This window comes from Pantoea sp. XY16, assembly GCF_025153065.1.
In the GTDB taxonomy this organism is placed as follows: domain Bacteria; phylum Pseudomonadota; class Gammaproteobacteria; order Enterobacterales; family Enterobacteriaceae; genus Pantoea; species Pantoea alfalfae.
Genome location: NZ_JANZNP010000004.1, coordinates 513,624 through 527,820 on the forward strand (window position 1 = coordinate 513,624; position 14,197 = coordinate 527,820).

General features: G+C 55.2%; 15 protein-coding genes. 8 read left to right on the forward strand and 7 right to left on the reverse strand.

Annotated features, from left to right (window positions below; genetic code table 11):
- The first annotated feature begins 1 nt into the window (after window position 1).
- The 4 genes from N1689_RS07085 to N1689_RS07100 all read left to right on the forward strand — a co-directional run bounded on the left by N1689_RS07085 (window position 2) and on the right by N1689_RS07100 (window position 3,165).
- Window positions 2-529: a phage tail protein gene (locus N1689_RS07085; protein WP_260058379.1), complete on the forward strand. Its 528-nt coding sequence runs from the start codon at window positions 2-4 to the stop codon at window positions 527-529.
- The gene (locus tag N1689_RS07090; protein ID WP_260058380.1) at window positions 526-1,701 is read left to right on the forward strand and encodes a phage late control D family protein; all 1,176 of its coding nucleotides are present in this window, start codon (window positions 526-528) and stop codon (window positions 1,699-1,701) included. Before N1689_RS07085 ends, N1689_RS07090 begins: the two co-directional genes overlap by 4 nt.
- Before the next feature lie 78 nt (window positions 1,702-1,779).
- Window positions 1,780-1,995 carry an ogr/Delta-like zinc finger family protein gene (locus N1689_RS07095; protein WP_069026604.1) on the forward strand — a complete coding sequence of 72 codons (216 nt, stop codon included), beginning with the start codon at window positions 1,780-1,782 and terminating at the stop codon, window positions 1,993-1,995.
- A gap of 105 nt (window positions 1,996-2,100) precedes the next feature.
- Window positions 2,101-3,165: a tyrosine-type recombinase/integrase gene (locus N1689_RS07100; protein WP_260058381.1), complete on the forward strand. Its 1,065-nt coding sequence runs from the start codon at window positions 2,101-2,103 to the stop codon at window positions 3,163-3,165.
- Window positions 3,166-3,465: 300 nt separating this feature from the next.
- Here N1689_RS07100 and N1689_RS07105 read toward each other — a convergent pair whose 3' ends face one another.
- Genes N1689_RS07105 through copC form a run of 3 tightly spaced genes read right to left on the reverse strand, consistent with a single transcriptional unit; the run spans window position 3,466 to window position 5,099 of the window.
- Window positions 3,466-3,813, reverse strand: coding sequence for a YebY family protein (locus N1689_RS07105; RefSeq protein ID WP_161733105.1), 348 nt, complete (start codon window positions 3,811-3,813; stop codon window positions 3,466-3,468).
- A gap of 28 nt (window positions 3,814-3,841) precedes the next feature.
- Window positions 3,842-4,717 carry a copper homeostasis membrane protein CopD gene (gene copD / locus N1689_RS07110; RefSeq protein WP_161733107.1) on the reverse strand — a complete coding sequence of 292 codons (876 nt, stop codon included), beginning with the start codon at window positions 4,715-4,717 and terminating at the stop codon, window positions 3,842-3,844.
- Between the two features lie 4 nt (window positions 4,718-4,721).
- Window positions 4,722-5,099: a copper homeostasis periplasmic binding protein CopC gene (copC, locus tag N1689_RS07115; RefSeq protein ID WP_161733109.1), complete on the reverse strand. Its 378-nt coding sequence runs from the start codon at window positions 5,097-5,099 to the stop codon at window positions 4,722-4,724.
- Between the two features lie 150 nt (window positions 5,100-5,249).
- Here copC and N1689_RS07120 point away from each other — a divergent pair, with 150 nt between their 5' ends.
- Together N1689_RS07120 and exoX are read left to right on the forward strand one after the other, a co-directional pair.
- Window positions 5,250-5,483, forward strand: coding sequence for a DNA polymerase III subunit theta (locus N1689_RS07120; protein WP_033733020.1), 234 nt, complete (start codon window positions 5,250-5,252; stop codon window positions 5,481-5,483).
- Window positions 5,483-6,151, forward strand: coding sequence for an exodeoxyribonuclease X (gene exoX, locus N1689_RS07125; protein ID WP_161733186.1), 669 nt, complete (start codon window positions 5,483-5,485; stop codon window positions 6,149-6,151). The genes N1689_RS07120 and exoX overlap by 1 nt, the downstream gene beginning before the upstream one ends.
- Here exoX and N1689_RS07130 read toward each other — a convergent pair.
- Together N1689_RS07130 and N1689_RS07135 are read right to left on the reverse strand one after the other, a co-directional pair.
- Window positions 6,145-8,208 (reverse strand): prolyl oligopeptidase family serine peptidase, encoded by a 2,064-nt coding sequence (locus tag N1689_RS07130; RefSeq protein WP_260058382.1) that lies wholly within the window; start codon window positions 8,206-8,208, stop codon window positions 6,145-6,147. The two genes, exoX and N1689_RS07130, sit on opposite strands and share 7 nt — an antisense overlap.
- Before the next feature lie 126 nt (window positions 8,209-8,334).
- Window positions 8,335-8,991: a tellurite resistance TerB family protein gene (locus N1689_RS07135; protein ID WP_161733188.1), complete on the reverse strand. Its 657-nt coding sequence runs from the start codon at window positions 8,989-8,991 to the stop codon at window positions 8,335-8,337.
- Between the two features lie 167 nt (window positions 8,992-9,158).
- Between N1689_RS07135 and purT the strand changes: the two genes are divergently transcribed.
- On the forward strand, window positions 9,159-10,337 hold the full coding sequence (gene purT / locus N1689_RS07140; protein WP_253418893.1) for a formate-dependent phosphoribosylglycinamide formyltransferase: 1,179 nt from the start codon (window positions 9,159-9,161) through the stop codon (window positions 10,335-10,337).
- A 34-nt stretch (window positions 10,338-10,371) separates the two neighbouring features.
- Here the strand turns inward: purT and N1689_RS07145 are convergent, their stop codons facing one another.
- Window positions 10,372-11,010, reverse strand: coding sequence for a bifunctional 4-hydroxy-2-oxoglutarate aldolase/2-dehydro-3-deoxy-phosphogluconate aldolase (locus N1689_RS07145; RefSeq protein WP_010258674.1), 639 nt, complete (start codon window positions 11,008-11,010; stop codon window positions 10,372-10,374).
- Between the two features lie 444 nt (window positions 11,011-11,454).
- Window positions 11,455-12,930: a glucose-6-phosphate dehydrogenase gene (gene zwf, locus N1689_RS07150; RefSeq protein ID WP_260058383.1), complete on the reverse strand. Its 1,476-nt coding sequence runs from the start codon at window positions 12,928-12,930 to the stop codon at window positions 11,455-11,457.
- A gap of 364 nt (window positions 12,931-13,294) precedes the next feature.
- Here zwf and N1689_RS07155 point away from each other — a divergent pair, with 364 nt between their 5' ends.
- Complete coding sequence (locus N1689_RS07155; protein ID WP_260058384.1) at window positions 13,295-14,173, forward strand: MurR/RpiR family transcriptional regulator; 879 nt, start codon at window positions 13,295-13,297, stop codon at window positions 14,171-14,173.
- Window positions 14,174-14,197 lie beyond the last annotated feature (24 nt).

A 14,197-nucleotide genomic window follows, 5' to 3' on the forward strand; every position in this document is an offset into this window, starting at 1 on the left:
GATGATGATGATTTACGGCATGATGCCGCTTATGCGACAGACCCTGCCTTACGGGGATATGCAGCAGAATATCGACTATCGCTGGCCCACTAACAGCCGGTTCGGGCAGCGCCCGTCGGCGCAGTTTATCGGGCCGGGCGATGAAAAAATCACGCTTTCCGGGGAGCTGCGCCCGGAAATCACGGGCGGCTCGGTGTCGCTGATGACCGTCCGCCTGATGGCTGACGAGGGGATGGCGTGGCCGCTGATTGGCGGCAGCGGCATGATCTACGGCATGTACGTGATCGAGAGTATTTCTAACACTTTCAGCGAGTTTTACCCCAACGGGACGGCAAGTAAAATCATGTTTACCCTGAGCCTGAAGCGCGTTGATGAGTCGCTTACCTCTATGTTTGGCGATCTGAAGAAACAGGCTGACGGACTTATTAGCGGTTCCGGCAGTCTGTCAGGGCAGCTTACGTCAGCAATCGACGGCGTGAAGTCTGCGGCCGGTAGTCTGATTTCATCTGCAGGGGGGCTGCTCGGATGATCGGGATAAGCAGCCTGCCGGTGCAGGCCGGGGCGCAACTGACGCCGGATTTCATGCTCAAGGTTAACTCCAAAGACGTTACAACCAATATCCGAGATCGCCTTATCTCGATGACGCTGACCGATAATCGCGGCTTTGAGGCTGACCAGCTGGATATTGAGCTGGACGACGCCGACGGGCAGCTGACTATGCCGGTACGCGGCGCAGTGATTACGCTGTTTCTCGGCTGGAAAGGCCAGACGCTTTTCGGCAAAGGTAATTTCACGGTGGATGAGGTAGAGCACCACGGCGCGCCGGACACCATGACCATCCGTGCCCGAAGTGCTGATTTCCGTGGCTCGCTCAATTCCCGCCGGGAGGTGTCCTATCACGACACAACCCTGGGGGAAGTTGTGACGCAGATAGCCGGGCGCAATAACTTAAAGCCAATGCTGGCCGATGGATTCGCCGGAATTGCCGTGGCTCACATCGACCAGACGCAGGAGACTGACGCTAAATTTCTGACGCGGCTCGCCACGCTGTACGGCGCGGTTGCTGCAGTGAAGGCCGGTCGGCTTCTGTTTATAAAACCCGGTAACGGCGTTACCGCCAGCGGCAAGCCAATTCCGCAGATGACTATCACGCGGCAGGATGGCGACCGGCACAGCTTCAGCATTGCCGACCGTGGCGCATACACTGGCGTCTCGGCGAGCTGGCTGCATACAAAAGACCCTAAGCCTAAGAAAGTTAAAGTGAAGCGAAAGCCGAAGGTTAAGCACCTGCGCGCGCTGGAGCACCCGGCGGCTAAAAAGAAAAAGGCGACCACGGCCAAAACACCGGAGGCCAGAGAGGGGGATTATCTCGCAGGGACAGAAGACAACATATTCATGCTAACGACCGTGTATGCGACGAAAACGGCAGCGATGCGGGCAGCTAAAGCAAAGTGGGATAAGCTGCAGCGCGGCGTCGCTGAGTTCTCGCTCACGCTCGCAATGGGCCGCGCCGACCTTTACCCGGAAACGCCGGTCAGGGTGAGCGGCTTTAAGTCAGTGATCGATGCGCAGCCGTGGATTATCAGTAAGGTGACGCATAGTCTTAGCGGCAGCGGCTATACAACCACGCTTGAGTTTGAAGTGCTGCTTTCAGATATTGAATATCAGTCAGAAACAGAGGGTGAAACGGAAACTGCTTAATTCGGGTGTAATTTGCAAAACACAATTTGCATATTCAAACTAAGTGGCTCTCCCCTGCCCTTTTTGAGGATATTGATGATGATGCACTGCCCTTTATGCCAGACAGCAGCCCACGCAAAAAGCAGCCGCTATGTTTCAAAAGAAACAAAAGAACGTTATCACCAGTGCCAGAATATTAATTGCAGCTGCACATTCAAAACGCACGAGACCGTGACTGGAATGATTGTCTCGCCTGGGCAAATCAATAAGGTGCCACTCTACACCAGCCAACAGCAACCTTCCCTTCTGCATTAATTTAGCCCGCTCAGCGGGCTTTTTCATGTTTGAAAATCCATAATCAAACATTGAATACTGGTTTTATATACAGTAACTTAATCCCCTTTTATCAAGGGGGACTGCATGGCAATAAGGAAATTAAATACAGGTAAGTGGCTCTGCGAGTGCTATCTCAATGGAAGGGATGGTAAACGAGTGAGACGACAGTTCAGGACCCGTGCCGAAGCCATTGCCTTTGAGCAATACACTCAGGACGAAATGAAGGCTAAACCCTGGCTGGCTGAGAAAGAGGATAACCGCAAGCTTAGCGAACTTATCGAACTATGGTACAAACTGCACGGTTGCTCGCTAAGTGACAGAAAAGGCCGACTCGGCAAACTCAATATTATTTGCAATGGCATGGGAAACCCCGTTGCTGCCTCTATCACTTCGAAGGATTGGGCACATTATCGGGATCGGCGTTTACAGGGCCTCATACAGAACGGATACAAAACCAGTGATAAATCGTTAAAGGTCTCACCGGGTACCATTAACTGTGAACATGCATTCCTTCGCGCTCTTTTCAATGAGCTGGAACGGCTTGGCGAAATCAGCTACCCCAACCCACTTAAAAATATACGGGAGTTTGATCAGCCAGAGAAAGAAATGGCATGGTTGACTGAAACCCAGATACAAAAGCTTTTTGCCGCCTGCAAAGTTCACGATAACCCCGATCTGACGCTGATTATCAAAATCTGCCTTTCAACCGGGTGCCGGTGGAGTGAAGCCGCGAATCTTAAAGCCTCACAATTGTCTCCAAACAAAATCACTTTCATCAATACCAAAGGCAAAAAGAACCGCTCGGTACCCATCGACAACGCCCTGTATAACGAATTGAAAAACAAAGAGGGCCGTTTTTTTGCAGAGTGCTATCGCCAGTTTTATCGGGTCATTCGCCTGGCCGGTATTGAATTACCCGAAGGCCAGATGAGCCATGTACTGCGCCATAGCTTTGCCAGCCACTTTATGATGGCCGGAGGAAATATCATCGTTCTGCAGCGTATTCTCGGGCATTCCGACATCAGGGTGACGATGCGTTATGCGCACTTCGCGCCCGACCATCTTGAAGATGCAATTCGCTGCAATCCGCTGGCGTTGATGGCGAAGAAAAATGGCGACAAAGTGGCGGCACAGAGTCCAGCAGAGTAGAACAGAAGGTAACACGATCGGGTTTAACTGATTGATTATATTGTAAGTTACTGTTTTTAAATGCCAACCAAAAAAAGACCGAATACGATTCCTATATTCGGTCCAGGGAAATGGCTCTCAGGGAGCCGTGCGCTAAAAGTTGGCATTTATGAAGGCGATGTCGCCTTGCAATTTAAGGTTAGAACAGCGCGGTGGAAATGCCAGCAAACGCGGGGATCAGGGCCATAAAGTGGATCAGTTTGTGATCGCAACGGCAAAAAATCGGAGATTGGGCGCAGCGCGAGGCTGCACCCGAGAGGTTTATTTACCGCACAGCGCCTGGGTGCGCTCAATAATCGGCTGCAGGCTCATCATCTGGCCCGGATGCGCTTTGTCTTCGGCCTGAATCACGCTGATCGGCTGCGCTTTCACCTGCTTGTTTTTGAACAGCTGGTCGGCGATGTCGTTCAGCGGATATTGCATCAGTGTGCTCGGGTTGATGGCAAACATTGCTCCATCTTTCTCGCAGGTCAGCATCACCTCTTCACGGTTAAACGGCCACTTCTCTTTACCGATCTCAAAGCGGCTGACGGTAATGATTTGTGTCGCCAGCGCCTGGCCGCATACGGATAACAACAGGATTGCGGGGATCACTTTCTTCAGCAACATAACTACCCTTTTCTCTCTTAAACCACATTCAGGCTGGCGACAGCGTGGCAAATACGCTCACCAGCCCAACCACTCCACACGCCAGCAGCAGTTCAAGCTGCGTCATGCGAATAAATTTTTGCTGCGTGCCGCTGCCCGCCAGGCGGAAACGCGGCACCAGCCAGTACCGGTTAATCAGCGCCACCAGCACCATCAGGGCAACCAGCAGCATTTTGCACAGCAACAATATAATGTAGCGTGAATCGTGCCACATCAGTGGCCAGCCTGCGATCATCACGCTGTTTATCACGCCGCTCAGCAGCGTTAACGCCACCGCCAGATGACCGTAGCGCGAAAACCGCATCATGGTACGAATCGCGTCCGTGCGGCGATCAATCTGGCGCGCCTCGCGCATCAACAGCAGCAAGGGCAATAATCCCCCCACCCAAAACGCCGCCGCAATCAGATGCATTGCCTGGCTGATCTGCTGAAGCAGACCGGGCACTCCATCGCGCATTGCGGCGTGACCAATCAGGGCCATGCAGGACAGTTGCAGCACGCCTGCCAGCAGTAACACCTGCTGGCGCAGCTTTCCGGTCAGTAATAGCGCGAAAATGCCCATGACGCCGAAAATGATTTCCCACTGCCACACCGCACCAAAATGTGTGCCGAGCACCGCCAGCCAGATGTCGGTATCGGCCAGATTGGTACTGTCGCCGCTCATCAGCACATTCTGACAGGCCAGCATCAATAGCGCACTCAGCAGCGCCAGCCAGGCGCTCCCCTTCACCAGCGGGTTTAACCGTAACGCCAGCAGGAGTCGATAGCGTCTGGGTGCCAGCAGCGCGCTGTAACAGGCGCTGCCGGTCAGCAGCATCACGGCAGCGAAATGCAGTCCGCGCAGCAGGATCCAGAAGGTGTTCACCGGGTTACTTCACGCTGAAGCGATAGCTTCCTGCAGTTTTATGTCCATCCACTGACAGCACATGCCAGTTAACCTGATAACTCCCCGCTTTCAGCGGCTGAGGAAGACCGACAATCAGGCGATTTTTCTGGTCAGACTCAACGCGGGCTTTGGCGGTCGCGACCGGCTTCTGTTCACTGTCCAGCAACGTAACGCCGCTGAAGGCCGCTTCAATATCTTCACTGAAGTTCAGCGTCAGCGCATCGGGGGATGTCGTCACCTGCGCTTTGGCTGACGGGATAGAAGTCTGGAGATGCGCATGCGCGGCGGCCAGCGAGCTGAATGCCATCAGTCCTGCTGTCGCCAGCGCAATAACCATGCGGGAAATGGGTTTTTTCTGCATAATATCATCCTTTTAACCGCCGCCAGGGCGAAAAACGTGGCAAAAGGATACGCTGCTGCATTTGCACTGTCGAGGCCAGCGATGCGATCCTTATCCTTGATTCAGACCGCCGAAAACATTACTTTTGCCGGCTATCGTCAGGAGAATATTATGAGCCATAACCTTGCCGTGCTGTCCCAGGAAGAGAAAGACAAGATCAATGTCGATTTGGCGGCAGCGGGCGTGGCGTTCAAAGAGCGCTATAACATGCCGGTCGTCGCCGAAATGGTGGCGCAGGAGCAGCCCGAAGCGCTGCGTGACTGGTTTCGTCAGCGTCTGATGCAATACCGCCAGGCGTCACTCAGCCTGTCGCGCCTTCCTTATGAACCGAAGATGAAGCAATGATGTTTCGCGTTATCGATACCGAAACCTGCGGTCTGCAGGGCGGCGTGGTGGAAGTCGCGTCCGTGGATGTGGTCAACGGTCAGATTGTGAATCCGATGAGCGATCTCACCCTGCCCGACCGCCCTATCAGCCGTCAGGCGATGGCGGTGCATCGCATCACCGAAGCGATGGTCGCCGGTAAACCGACGATTGAAGAGGCGATCCCGCGCTATTACGGCAGTGCTTTCTACGTGGCGCATAACGCCAGCTTTGATCGCCGGATGCTGCCGGAGATGTACGGTGAATGGATCTGCACCATGCAGCTGGCGCGCCAGCTCTGGCCGGGCATTAAATATGGCAACCAGGCACTGCGTCATTCGCTGAAGCTGGATGTGACGCCGCCTGCTGACCTGCATGCCCACCGCGCACTCTATGACTGCTATGTCACAGCGGCGCTGCTGATTCGCATTATGGAGGTCTCCGGCTGGGGGGCCTCCGAGATGATTGTGCGTTCACAACCAGCGGCCCAGCGCGACGATATTCTGCCGTTCGGCAAATACCGCGGCCAGGCGATTGCAGTGATTGCGAGAAAGGATCCGAGCTACCTGAAGTGGGTGCTGAATAATGTTAGCGATCTGCGCCCGCCATTACGGCAGGCGCTGAATAAGTACCTGTCGGAGTCTCAGTAGTCCTGAGCTGGCGGCAGGGTACCCTGTGCCAGTCCGAGCAGGAAGGTGTACTCCATCGCGATGCCCTCGTAGGCTTTGTAACGCCCCGACTTCCCGCCGTGACCGGAATCCATATCGGTGCAGAGCAGCAGCAGGTTGTTATCGGTTTTCATCGCTCTCAGCTTCGCCACCCACTTGGCCGGTTCCCAGTACTGCACCTGTGAGTCATGCAGGCCGGTCGTGACCAGCAGGTGGGGATACGTTTTCGCCTCAATGTTGTCATAGGGGCTGTACTGGCGGATGTAGTAGTAATATTCCGGATCGTTGGGGTTACCCCACTCGTCATATTCACCCGTGGTCAGCGGAATTGACTCATCCAGCATGGTGGTGACCACATCCACAAACGGCACCTGCGCCACGACGCCGTGGAACCGCTGAGGCGCCAGATTAATCACGCCACCCATCAGCAGGCCGCCTGCACTGCCCCCCATCGCATAGAGCCGTTCCGGGTGGCCGATGCCGCGCGCCACCAGCGCATCCGTGACATCAATAAAGTCGGTAAAGCTGTTCATTTTGTTCAGCAGGCGACCGCCGTCATACCATTGCTGCCCCAGCTCACCGCCGCCGCGCACCTGTATCAGCGCATAGACAAAGCCGCGATCCAGCAAGCTCAGACGGCTGACGCTAAAATCGGCATCCATGCTGCTGCCGTAGGCACCATAGCCATAGACCAGCATCGGGTTCTGACCGGGCTGATAATGTTTGCGGTGATAGACCAGCGACACCGGCACTTCAGTGCCATCGCTGACTTTAATCCAGTGGTGCTCACTTTTGTAATCTTCCGCGTTAAAGCCTTTAACCTGGCTCTGCTTCAGGATGCGGCGTTCGCCGGTATCCATATCCAGTTCAAACAGCGTGGTCGGCGTGGTCATCGACGAATAGCCGTAGCGCAGTTTGCTGGTACGCGGCGTCGGATTATAGGCCAGCCAGGTCACATAGGTCGGATCGTCAAAGGCGATGCCGCTGGTTTCGCCGCTGGCCCAGTTAATCTGACGCAGGCTGGTTAAACCGCGCTGGCGCTCCTCAACCACCAGCCAGTCGCGGAATAGCTGGAAATCCTCCATCACCACCTGTTCCCGCGCCGGGATGAGTGTTTCCCAGCGTGACTCGTCCAGATAGCGGCTGCGGTAGAGACCGAAGTTTTTGCCTTCGCGGTTTGAGCGAATGAAGAACTGATGATCGTAATGGTCGATGCTGTATTCATGGTCGCGACGGCGCGGCAGAAAGACATGTGGCTGCGCATCGGGGAAGTTCGCATCGATAAGCTGAATTTCACTGGTGTTGGTGCTGTAGAGCGCAATCATGATGAACTGCTTAGAGGTGCTCTTGTGCACGCTGAGATGGTAAGTGTCATCCTGCTCTTCGTAGACGAGCTTGTCCTCCGACTGCGGCATCCCCAGTTCATGTCGCCACACCTGATAAGAGAGCAGCGTCTGCGGATGTTTCCGCACATAGTAGATCGTGCGCGAGTCGTTGCCCCAGGCGAAGCTGGATGAGGCGTTACTCAGCACTTCAGGATACCAGCTGCCACTCTCCAGGTTGCGGAACCGGATGCCGTACTGGCGTCGCGACAGGAAATCTTCGGCCAGCGCCATCACCCGGTTATCGGGGCTGATGTGCAGCGCGCCCATCGTGTAAAAATCGCTGTGCGAGGCGCGCTGGTTAGCATCCAGCAGCAGGCTCCACTCGCCAGACTCCTCGCTTGCTGCCGGTTGACGGTAATAAGCCGGATATTCGTTACCACTCTGATAGCGGCTCTGATAGCGATAACCGTTTTTCACATAGGGCACAGAGTGATCTTCCGGCGGCAGTCGATCGATAATCTCTTTTAAAACCTGGTCCTGCAGCGGCTGCTGCGATGACATGATTTTTTTGCCGTAATTGTTTTCGGCACGCAGGTAATCAAGAACCTCGCTGTTTTCGCGTTTGTCGTCGCGCAGCCAGTAGTAGTCGTCAACGCGCGTCTCACCATGCAGCGTCATCTCATGGGGAATTTTTTTTGCGATGGGTGCTTTCATCCATCCGTCTCCGTGAACGTAATGATCTGTAAGCGTAACACTTCAGCCGTGGGAAGCCAGGTATGACGAGAGAAGCTGCCGCTGACGAATCACGTTCTGTGACCTGCCAGCGGACGTTTGAAAGGATTAACCGGCGGGCAGACGGGCTTTTTCAGCCTCCAGATCCTGCTGGATGCCGTCACGCACATCCTGAGGAATTTTCAGCGCGTCGCCCAGCGCGGAGAGATAGCTGCGTTCCATAAAGTGATCGACGTCAATAGCGGCACAGCTCAGGAAGTAAAGCTCCAGCGCCTCTTCCTCATTTTTCACATCGGCGGCCAGCCACTGCGGATCCAGCGGGCGGTTCATCGCTTTCTGAATGAGCTGCTCTGCATCCTGGCCGTAACCGGACTGATGAATATTCTGCTCAATAGCTGCCCGCTCCTGATCGTCGATGTGTCCGTCACTTTTAGCGGCAAACACCAGCGCCGTGACCAGACGTTCAGCGCGCTGATCGACTGGCGTCTGGGCCACGCCAAAGTCAGGTTCATTCTGGTGCGCTTCGCTGACCCGCTGCTTGTATTTGTTCCACAGCAACGCTCCTGCGGTCGCACCACCACCAATAATCAGCGCTTTACCGCCATATTTTGTCAGCAGTTTGCGTGAAGACTTACTGGAGACAAGCATTGCGGCCAGACCGCCCAGCGCACCCGGCGCCAGCATGTCACTTAAGCCGCTGCCCGATTTGCTTTCACCGCCCTTCTTAGTCAGTACCGACTGAATCTGTTGCAACCAGTTGTTCATCATCCACTCCTTTTTGAGATGTCAGCCCGCTATCCTGACCAAAAGGATGTCAGGAAACGTCAGAGCGGGAAAAGTACGGCAAACGGCGGTGTCGTATGGACGAAAGATGAGAACGCAAACGTTTTCGTTTATACTTGCGCGCGAATTTTGACTGCTTAGAGGAATGTATGACGACTCTCGGAACAGCGCTGCGTCCGGCGGCGACGCGCGTAATGCTATTGGGTTCAGGTGAACTGGGTAAAGAGGTGGCGCTGGAGTGTCAGCGTCTGGGTGTGGAAGTCATCGCAGTTGATCGTTACGCCGATGCCCCGGCGATGCATGTCGCCCATCGCAGTCATGTGATTAATATGCTGGATGGCGCAGCGCTGGCTGCGCTGATTGCCGAAGAGAAGCCAGACTTTGTGGTGCCGGAAATTGAAGCCATCGCTACAGATACACTGGTTGAGCTGGAGCAGCAGGGCCAGCGCGTGGTTCCGACCGCCCGCGCCGCAAAGCTGACTATGAATCGTGAAGGCATTCGTCGCCTTGCGGCTGAAGAGCTGTCGTTGCCGACCTCAAGCTATCGCTTTGCCGACAGCAAAGCGCGTTTTGATGAAGCCACAACCGAAATCGGCTTCCCGTGCATTGTAAAGCCGGTGATGAGTTCATCCGGCAAAGGTCAGAGCTTTATCCGCGACGTCAGTCAGCTTGAGAAAGCCTGGGATTATGCGCAACAGGGTGGCCGCGCCGGTGCCGGTCGCGTCATCGTCGAAGGCGTTGTTAACTTCGATTTTGAGATCACCCTGCTGACCATCAGCGCGGTCGACGGGATTCACTTCTGTGCGCCGATTGGTCACCGTCAGGAGGATGGCGATTATCGTGAATCCTGGCAGCCACAGCAGATGAGTGAACTGGCGCTGCAGCGAGCGCAGGATGTTGCCGCGCAGGTGGTGAAGGCGCTGGGCGGCTATGGCCTGTTTGGCGTTGAGCTGTTTGTCTGCGGTGATGAGGTGGTGTTCAGTGAAGTATCACCTCGTCCTCATGATACCGGCATGGTGACGCTGATTTCACAGGATTTGTCAGAGTTTGCGCTGCACGTGCGGGCATTCCTGGGTCTGCCGATTGGCGGGATTCGTCAGTATGGTCCATCGGCATCTGCCGTTATCCTGCCGCAACTGACCAGCCAGAATGTGCAGTTTGTGAATGTCGAAGCAGCACTGGGGGCCGGTCTGCAGCTGCGGCTGTTCGGGAAGCCGGAGATCAGCGGGCAGCGTCGTCTTGGCGTTGCGCTGGCCAGCGGTGACAGCACCACGCAGGCGATTGCGCGTGCAGTGGCCAGCGCAGCGGCGGTTACGGTTCAGGGGTAAATTTGTGCGGTGAGCAGACGCTCACCGCCATTACTTACTTCGCGCCTTCGACAGCTTCGCGTGCCAGGCGGGTGATGCGATCCCAGTCGCCCGCTTCCAGGGCGTCGTTGGGTACCAGCCAGGAGCCGCCGATGCACAGCACGCTTTTCAGCGCCAGGTAGTCACGGTAGTTGGCGGGAGAGATGCCGCCGGTCGGACAGAAACGTACCTGCGGAAAAGGTCCGCCAATCGCCTGCAGCGCTTTCACGCCGCCATTCGCTTCTGCCGGGAAAAACTTAAACTCGCGCAGACCATAGTCCATACCGGTCATTAACTCTGAAACGGTGCTGATGCCCGGAATCAACGGAACCGGCCCTTCAACCGCCGCTTTCAGCAGCGATTCTGTTACGCCAGGACTGATAACAAACTGCGCACCGGCATCGGTCACTTCCTGTAACTGCTGCGGATTAATCACCGTTCCTGCCCCGACGATCGCATCCGGCACTTCTTTGATCATCGCACGCAGTGCATCCATCGCTACGGGCGTGCGCAGCGTCACTTCCAGCACTCTGACACCGCCTGCCACCAGCGCTTTCGCCATCGGCACAGCGTGTTCCAGTTTGTTCACCACGATGACCGGCACGACAGGTCCGGTGGTCAGAATCTGTTCAGCACTCGTTTTCCAGTTTTTCATCAGTTCCCCTTGCTTGATAACACCGGGATTGTGGCCCGGTCATGGAGCATCGGCTCCTGCCCTGTAATTTGCGTCACTACCATACATGATCCGCTTCCTGAGCGTCTATCCTCCTGCACCGATTTTGAAACAGCAGTTCAGTTTTATTCGTATCCGCTGGCCCGGTTTAAAAGCGAAAAAAAAGCCCGCATTGCGGGCTGTAACTGCAGATGAAACCAGGTTTCGTATTTGCCTGGCCGCAATGTCTTAGTTTAAGGCGCAGGGAACACGGGCAGAGGAGGAAAGCGTCCCGCGCCATGGACGGCGCGGGCCGAGCGGCCAGGGATTGGCTCAAGCGCCTTTCCGATCTGACCGTGTTCCTTTCGCAGTCACAGTCTTACAACAGCCCGGGCTGATATAATCACCCATCTCACCACCGCGTTACGGGCTTCATCGTCACTTCAGTTATTCAAACTCGTTCCATGAGCGGCCATCGCGGGTGATCATCGCCACCGAGGCTACCGGGCCCCAGGTGCCGGCCTGATACGGCTTGGAAGAGTCACCATCCGCCGCCCAGGCTTCAATAATGGAATCGACATAGGTCCATGCGGCTTCAACTTCATCGCGACGCACAAACAGCGCCTGGATACCGCGCATACTCTCCAGCAGCAGACGCTCGTAAGCATCGGCAAGGTGCGACTGGTTGAACGTCTCGGAGTAGCTCAGATCCAGCTTGGTGGTCTGCAGCTTGTGCTTGTGATCGAGACCTGGCACTTTGTTCAGGATCTCGATATCCACGCCCTCGTCCGGTTGCAGACGAATGGTCAGCTTGTTCTGCGGCAGCTCTGAGTAGGAATCTTTGAACAGGTTCATCTCAGGGTTTTTAAAGTAGACCACGACTTCGGAACACTTGGTCGGTAAACGCTTGCCGGTACGCAGGTAGAACGGCACGCCTGCCCAGCGCCAGTTGTCGATATCGACACGAATTGCGACGAAAGTCTCCGTAGCGCTCGTTTTATTGGCACCCTCTTCTTCCAGGTAGCCTGGCACTTTTTTACCCTGTACAAAGCCCGAAGTGTACTGACCGCGTACGGTTTTCTCACGCACGTTGGTCTGGTCGATGCGGCGCAGCGAGCGCAGCACTTTAACTTTTTCGTCACGGATGCTGTCGGCGCTAAGATCGGACGGCGGCGACATGGCGATCATGGTCAGAATCTGCAAAAGGTGGTTCTGAATCATGTCACGCATCTGACCCGCTTTATCGAAATAACCCCAGCGGCCTTCGATACCCACCTCTTCGGCCACCGTGATCTGCACGTGGTCGATGGTGCGGTTATCCCAGTTGTTCACGAAGATAGAGTTCGCAAAGCGCAGCGCCAGCAGGTTAAGCACGGTCTCTTTGCCGAGATAGTGGTCGATACGGAACACCTGGCTCTCATCGAAGTATTCACCAACGCTGTCGTTGATCTCCTGCGAGGTTTCCAGTGAGGTACCCAGCGGCTTCTCCATCACGACACGCGCCGGTTTCGCATTCAGCTTCGCGGTGCCCAGTCCCTGACAGATCGCGCCAAAGGTGCTCGGCGGCATCGCGAAGTAGTTAATGGTGGTGCGGTTTTTCTGGTCCAGCATCTTGCCCAGTTTCGGGAAGTGCGTGGTGTCATTAACATCGAGGTTGCAGAAGTCGAGACGATTGCTGAGTTTGTCCCACAGCGCTTCGTCAATCTTCTCCTTCATGAAGGTTTCCAGCGCTTCACGTACCACTTTGGTGTATTCCGCTTTGTCCCACTCGGCACGGCCGACACCAATAATGCGGGTTTCCTCGTGGATCTGACCCGCTTTCTCTAACTGGTACAGTGAAGGCAACAGTTTACGGCGTGCAAGATCGCCTTTGGCACCGAAAATCACCAGATCGCATGCCTGGGCTGTTTGTGTTACCGCCATTTTCCTCTCCTCGTTGCAGGATAGTCCGGTGGTGATGCATCCTCTGCCACCGGGTCCAGGTTATTATTTTCTTTCAGCACAATGTACTTTTTTCCCCGCGCCAGGTAAACCGACTCGCCGGGTCAACCGCATTAACTCTGTACCGGATACGCTGAGCGCGTGTGATGACACGTGCGGATTGCCGGTTTTTTCTGTGTCTGCTGGTGTCAGGAAAATCTGGCATCGGTCAAAGTATCCCAAAAAAAAGCGCTATCGGCTTGTCAGCCGTTGCGCTCGCCGGGTGCTGGCGCGATATAGTCGCTGTTAATCGCCTCCTGCGACAGTGATAATTGAAATTGATAAAAGTGATAATGGTTATCGGCTTATGAATATGCTGGAAAAAATTGAAGCGCAGTTTGTTGCGCTGAGCAAAGCGGAACAGAAAGTCGCCCGGCAGATTCTGGCTACACCCCAGGCGGCAATGCACTCCAGCATTGCGACGCTGGCAGGCGTTGCCGGCGTGAGTGAGCCCACCGTAAATCGCTTCTGCCATCACCTTGGCGCACGCGGCTTTCCTGACTTTAAACTGCAACTGGCGCAGAGTCTGGTGAAAAGCAGCAGTTGGGTCAGCCGGGGCGTGGAGGATGACGACAGTGTGGAGAACTACAGCCACAAGATCTTCGACTCGGCGCTGGCTGGACTGCAGCGGGTGCGGGATCAACTAAACAGCACGCAGCTGCAGCAGGCCGTCACCCTGCTTGCGCAGGCCGACAAACTCGCCTTTTTCGGGCTGGGAGCGTCCGCAGTCGTGGCGCATGATGCCTTTACCAAATTTCTGCGCTTTAATCTGCCGGTAATCTGGTCGGACGATATTGTGATCCAGCGCATGAGTTGCATAAATAGTCGAGCCGGTGACGTTTTTGTTCTCATTTCGCATACTGGACGCACAAAAAATATGGTAGAACTGGCTCGCCTGGCCCGTGTAAACGGTTCCACCGTTATTGCCATCACCTCTCCCGATTCACCCCTTGCCCATGAAGCAGCGATAGCTTTAGTGCTTGATGTACCGGAAGATACGGATGTCTATTTGCCGATGGTGTCGCGCCTGGCGCAGTTAACCGTGATCGATGTGCTGGCGACCGGTTTTACCCTGGAACGGGGAGCTCCCTTCCGGGAAAACCTGAAACGCGTGAAAGAGGCGTTGAAAGCGTCGCGTTACGAAAAGAACACCATTCGGGAAGAGAGTGATCAGCAAAAAAATTAACATCACATTTACAATGTGAGTCGT

Coding starts and splice junctions, on each gene's coding strand:
- zwf (WP_260058383.1), bottom strand. CDS start 12,930: ATGGCGGTAACACAAACAGCCCAGGCATGCGATCTGGTGATTTTCGGT.
- N1689_RS07155 (WP_260058384.1), top strand. CDS start 13,295: ATGAATATGCTGGAAAAAATTGAAGCGCAGTTTGTTGCGCTGAGCAAA.
- N1689_RS07135 (WP_161733188.1), bottom strand. CDS start 8,991: ATGAACAACTGGTTGCAACAGATTCAGTCGGTACTGACTAAGAAGGGC.
- N1689_RS07120 (WP_033733020.1), top strand. CDS start 5,250: ATGAGCCATAACCTTGCCGTGCTGTCCCAGGAAGAGAAAGACAAGATC.
- copC (WP_161733109.1), bottom strand. CDS start 5,099: ATGCAGAAAAAACCCATTTCCCGCATGGTTATTGCGCTGGCGACAGCA.
- N1689_RS07130 (WP_260058382.1), bottom strand. CDS start 8,208: ATGAAAGCACCCATCGCAAAAAAAATTCCCCATGAGATGACGCTGCAT.
- N1689_RS07090 (WP_260058380.1), top strand. CDS start 526: ATGATCGGGATAAGCAGCCTGCCGGTGCAGGCCGGGGCGCAACTGACG.
- N1689_RS07095 (WP_069026604.1), top strand. CDS start 1,780: ATGATGCACTGCCCTTTATGCCAGACAGCAGCCCACGCAAAAAGCAGC.
- purT (WP_253418893.1), top strand. CDS start 9,159: ATGACGACTCTCGGAACAGCGCTGCGTCCGGCGGCGACGCGCGTAATG.
- N1689_RS07145 (WP_010258674.1), bottom strand. CDS start 11,010: ATGAAAAACTGGAAAACGAGTGCTGAACAGATTCTGACCACCGGACCT.
- N1689_RS07105 (WP_161733105.1), bottom strand. CDS start 3,813: ATGTTGCTGAAGAAAGTGATCCCCGCAATCCTGTTGTTATCCGTATGC.
- N1689_RS07085 (WP_260058379.1), top strand. CDS start 2: ATGATGATGATTTACGGCATGATGCCGCTTATGCGACAGACCCTGCCT.
- N1689_RS07100 (WP_260058381.1), top strand. CDS start 2,101: ATGGCAATAAGGAAATTAAATACAGGTAAGTGGCTCTGCGAGTGCTAT.
- exoX (WP_161733186.1), top strand. CDS start 5,483: ATGTTTCGCGTTATCGATACCGAAACCTGCGGTCTGCAGGGCGGCGTG.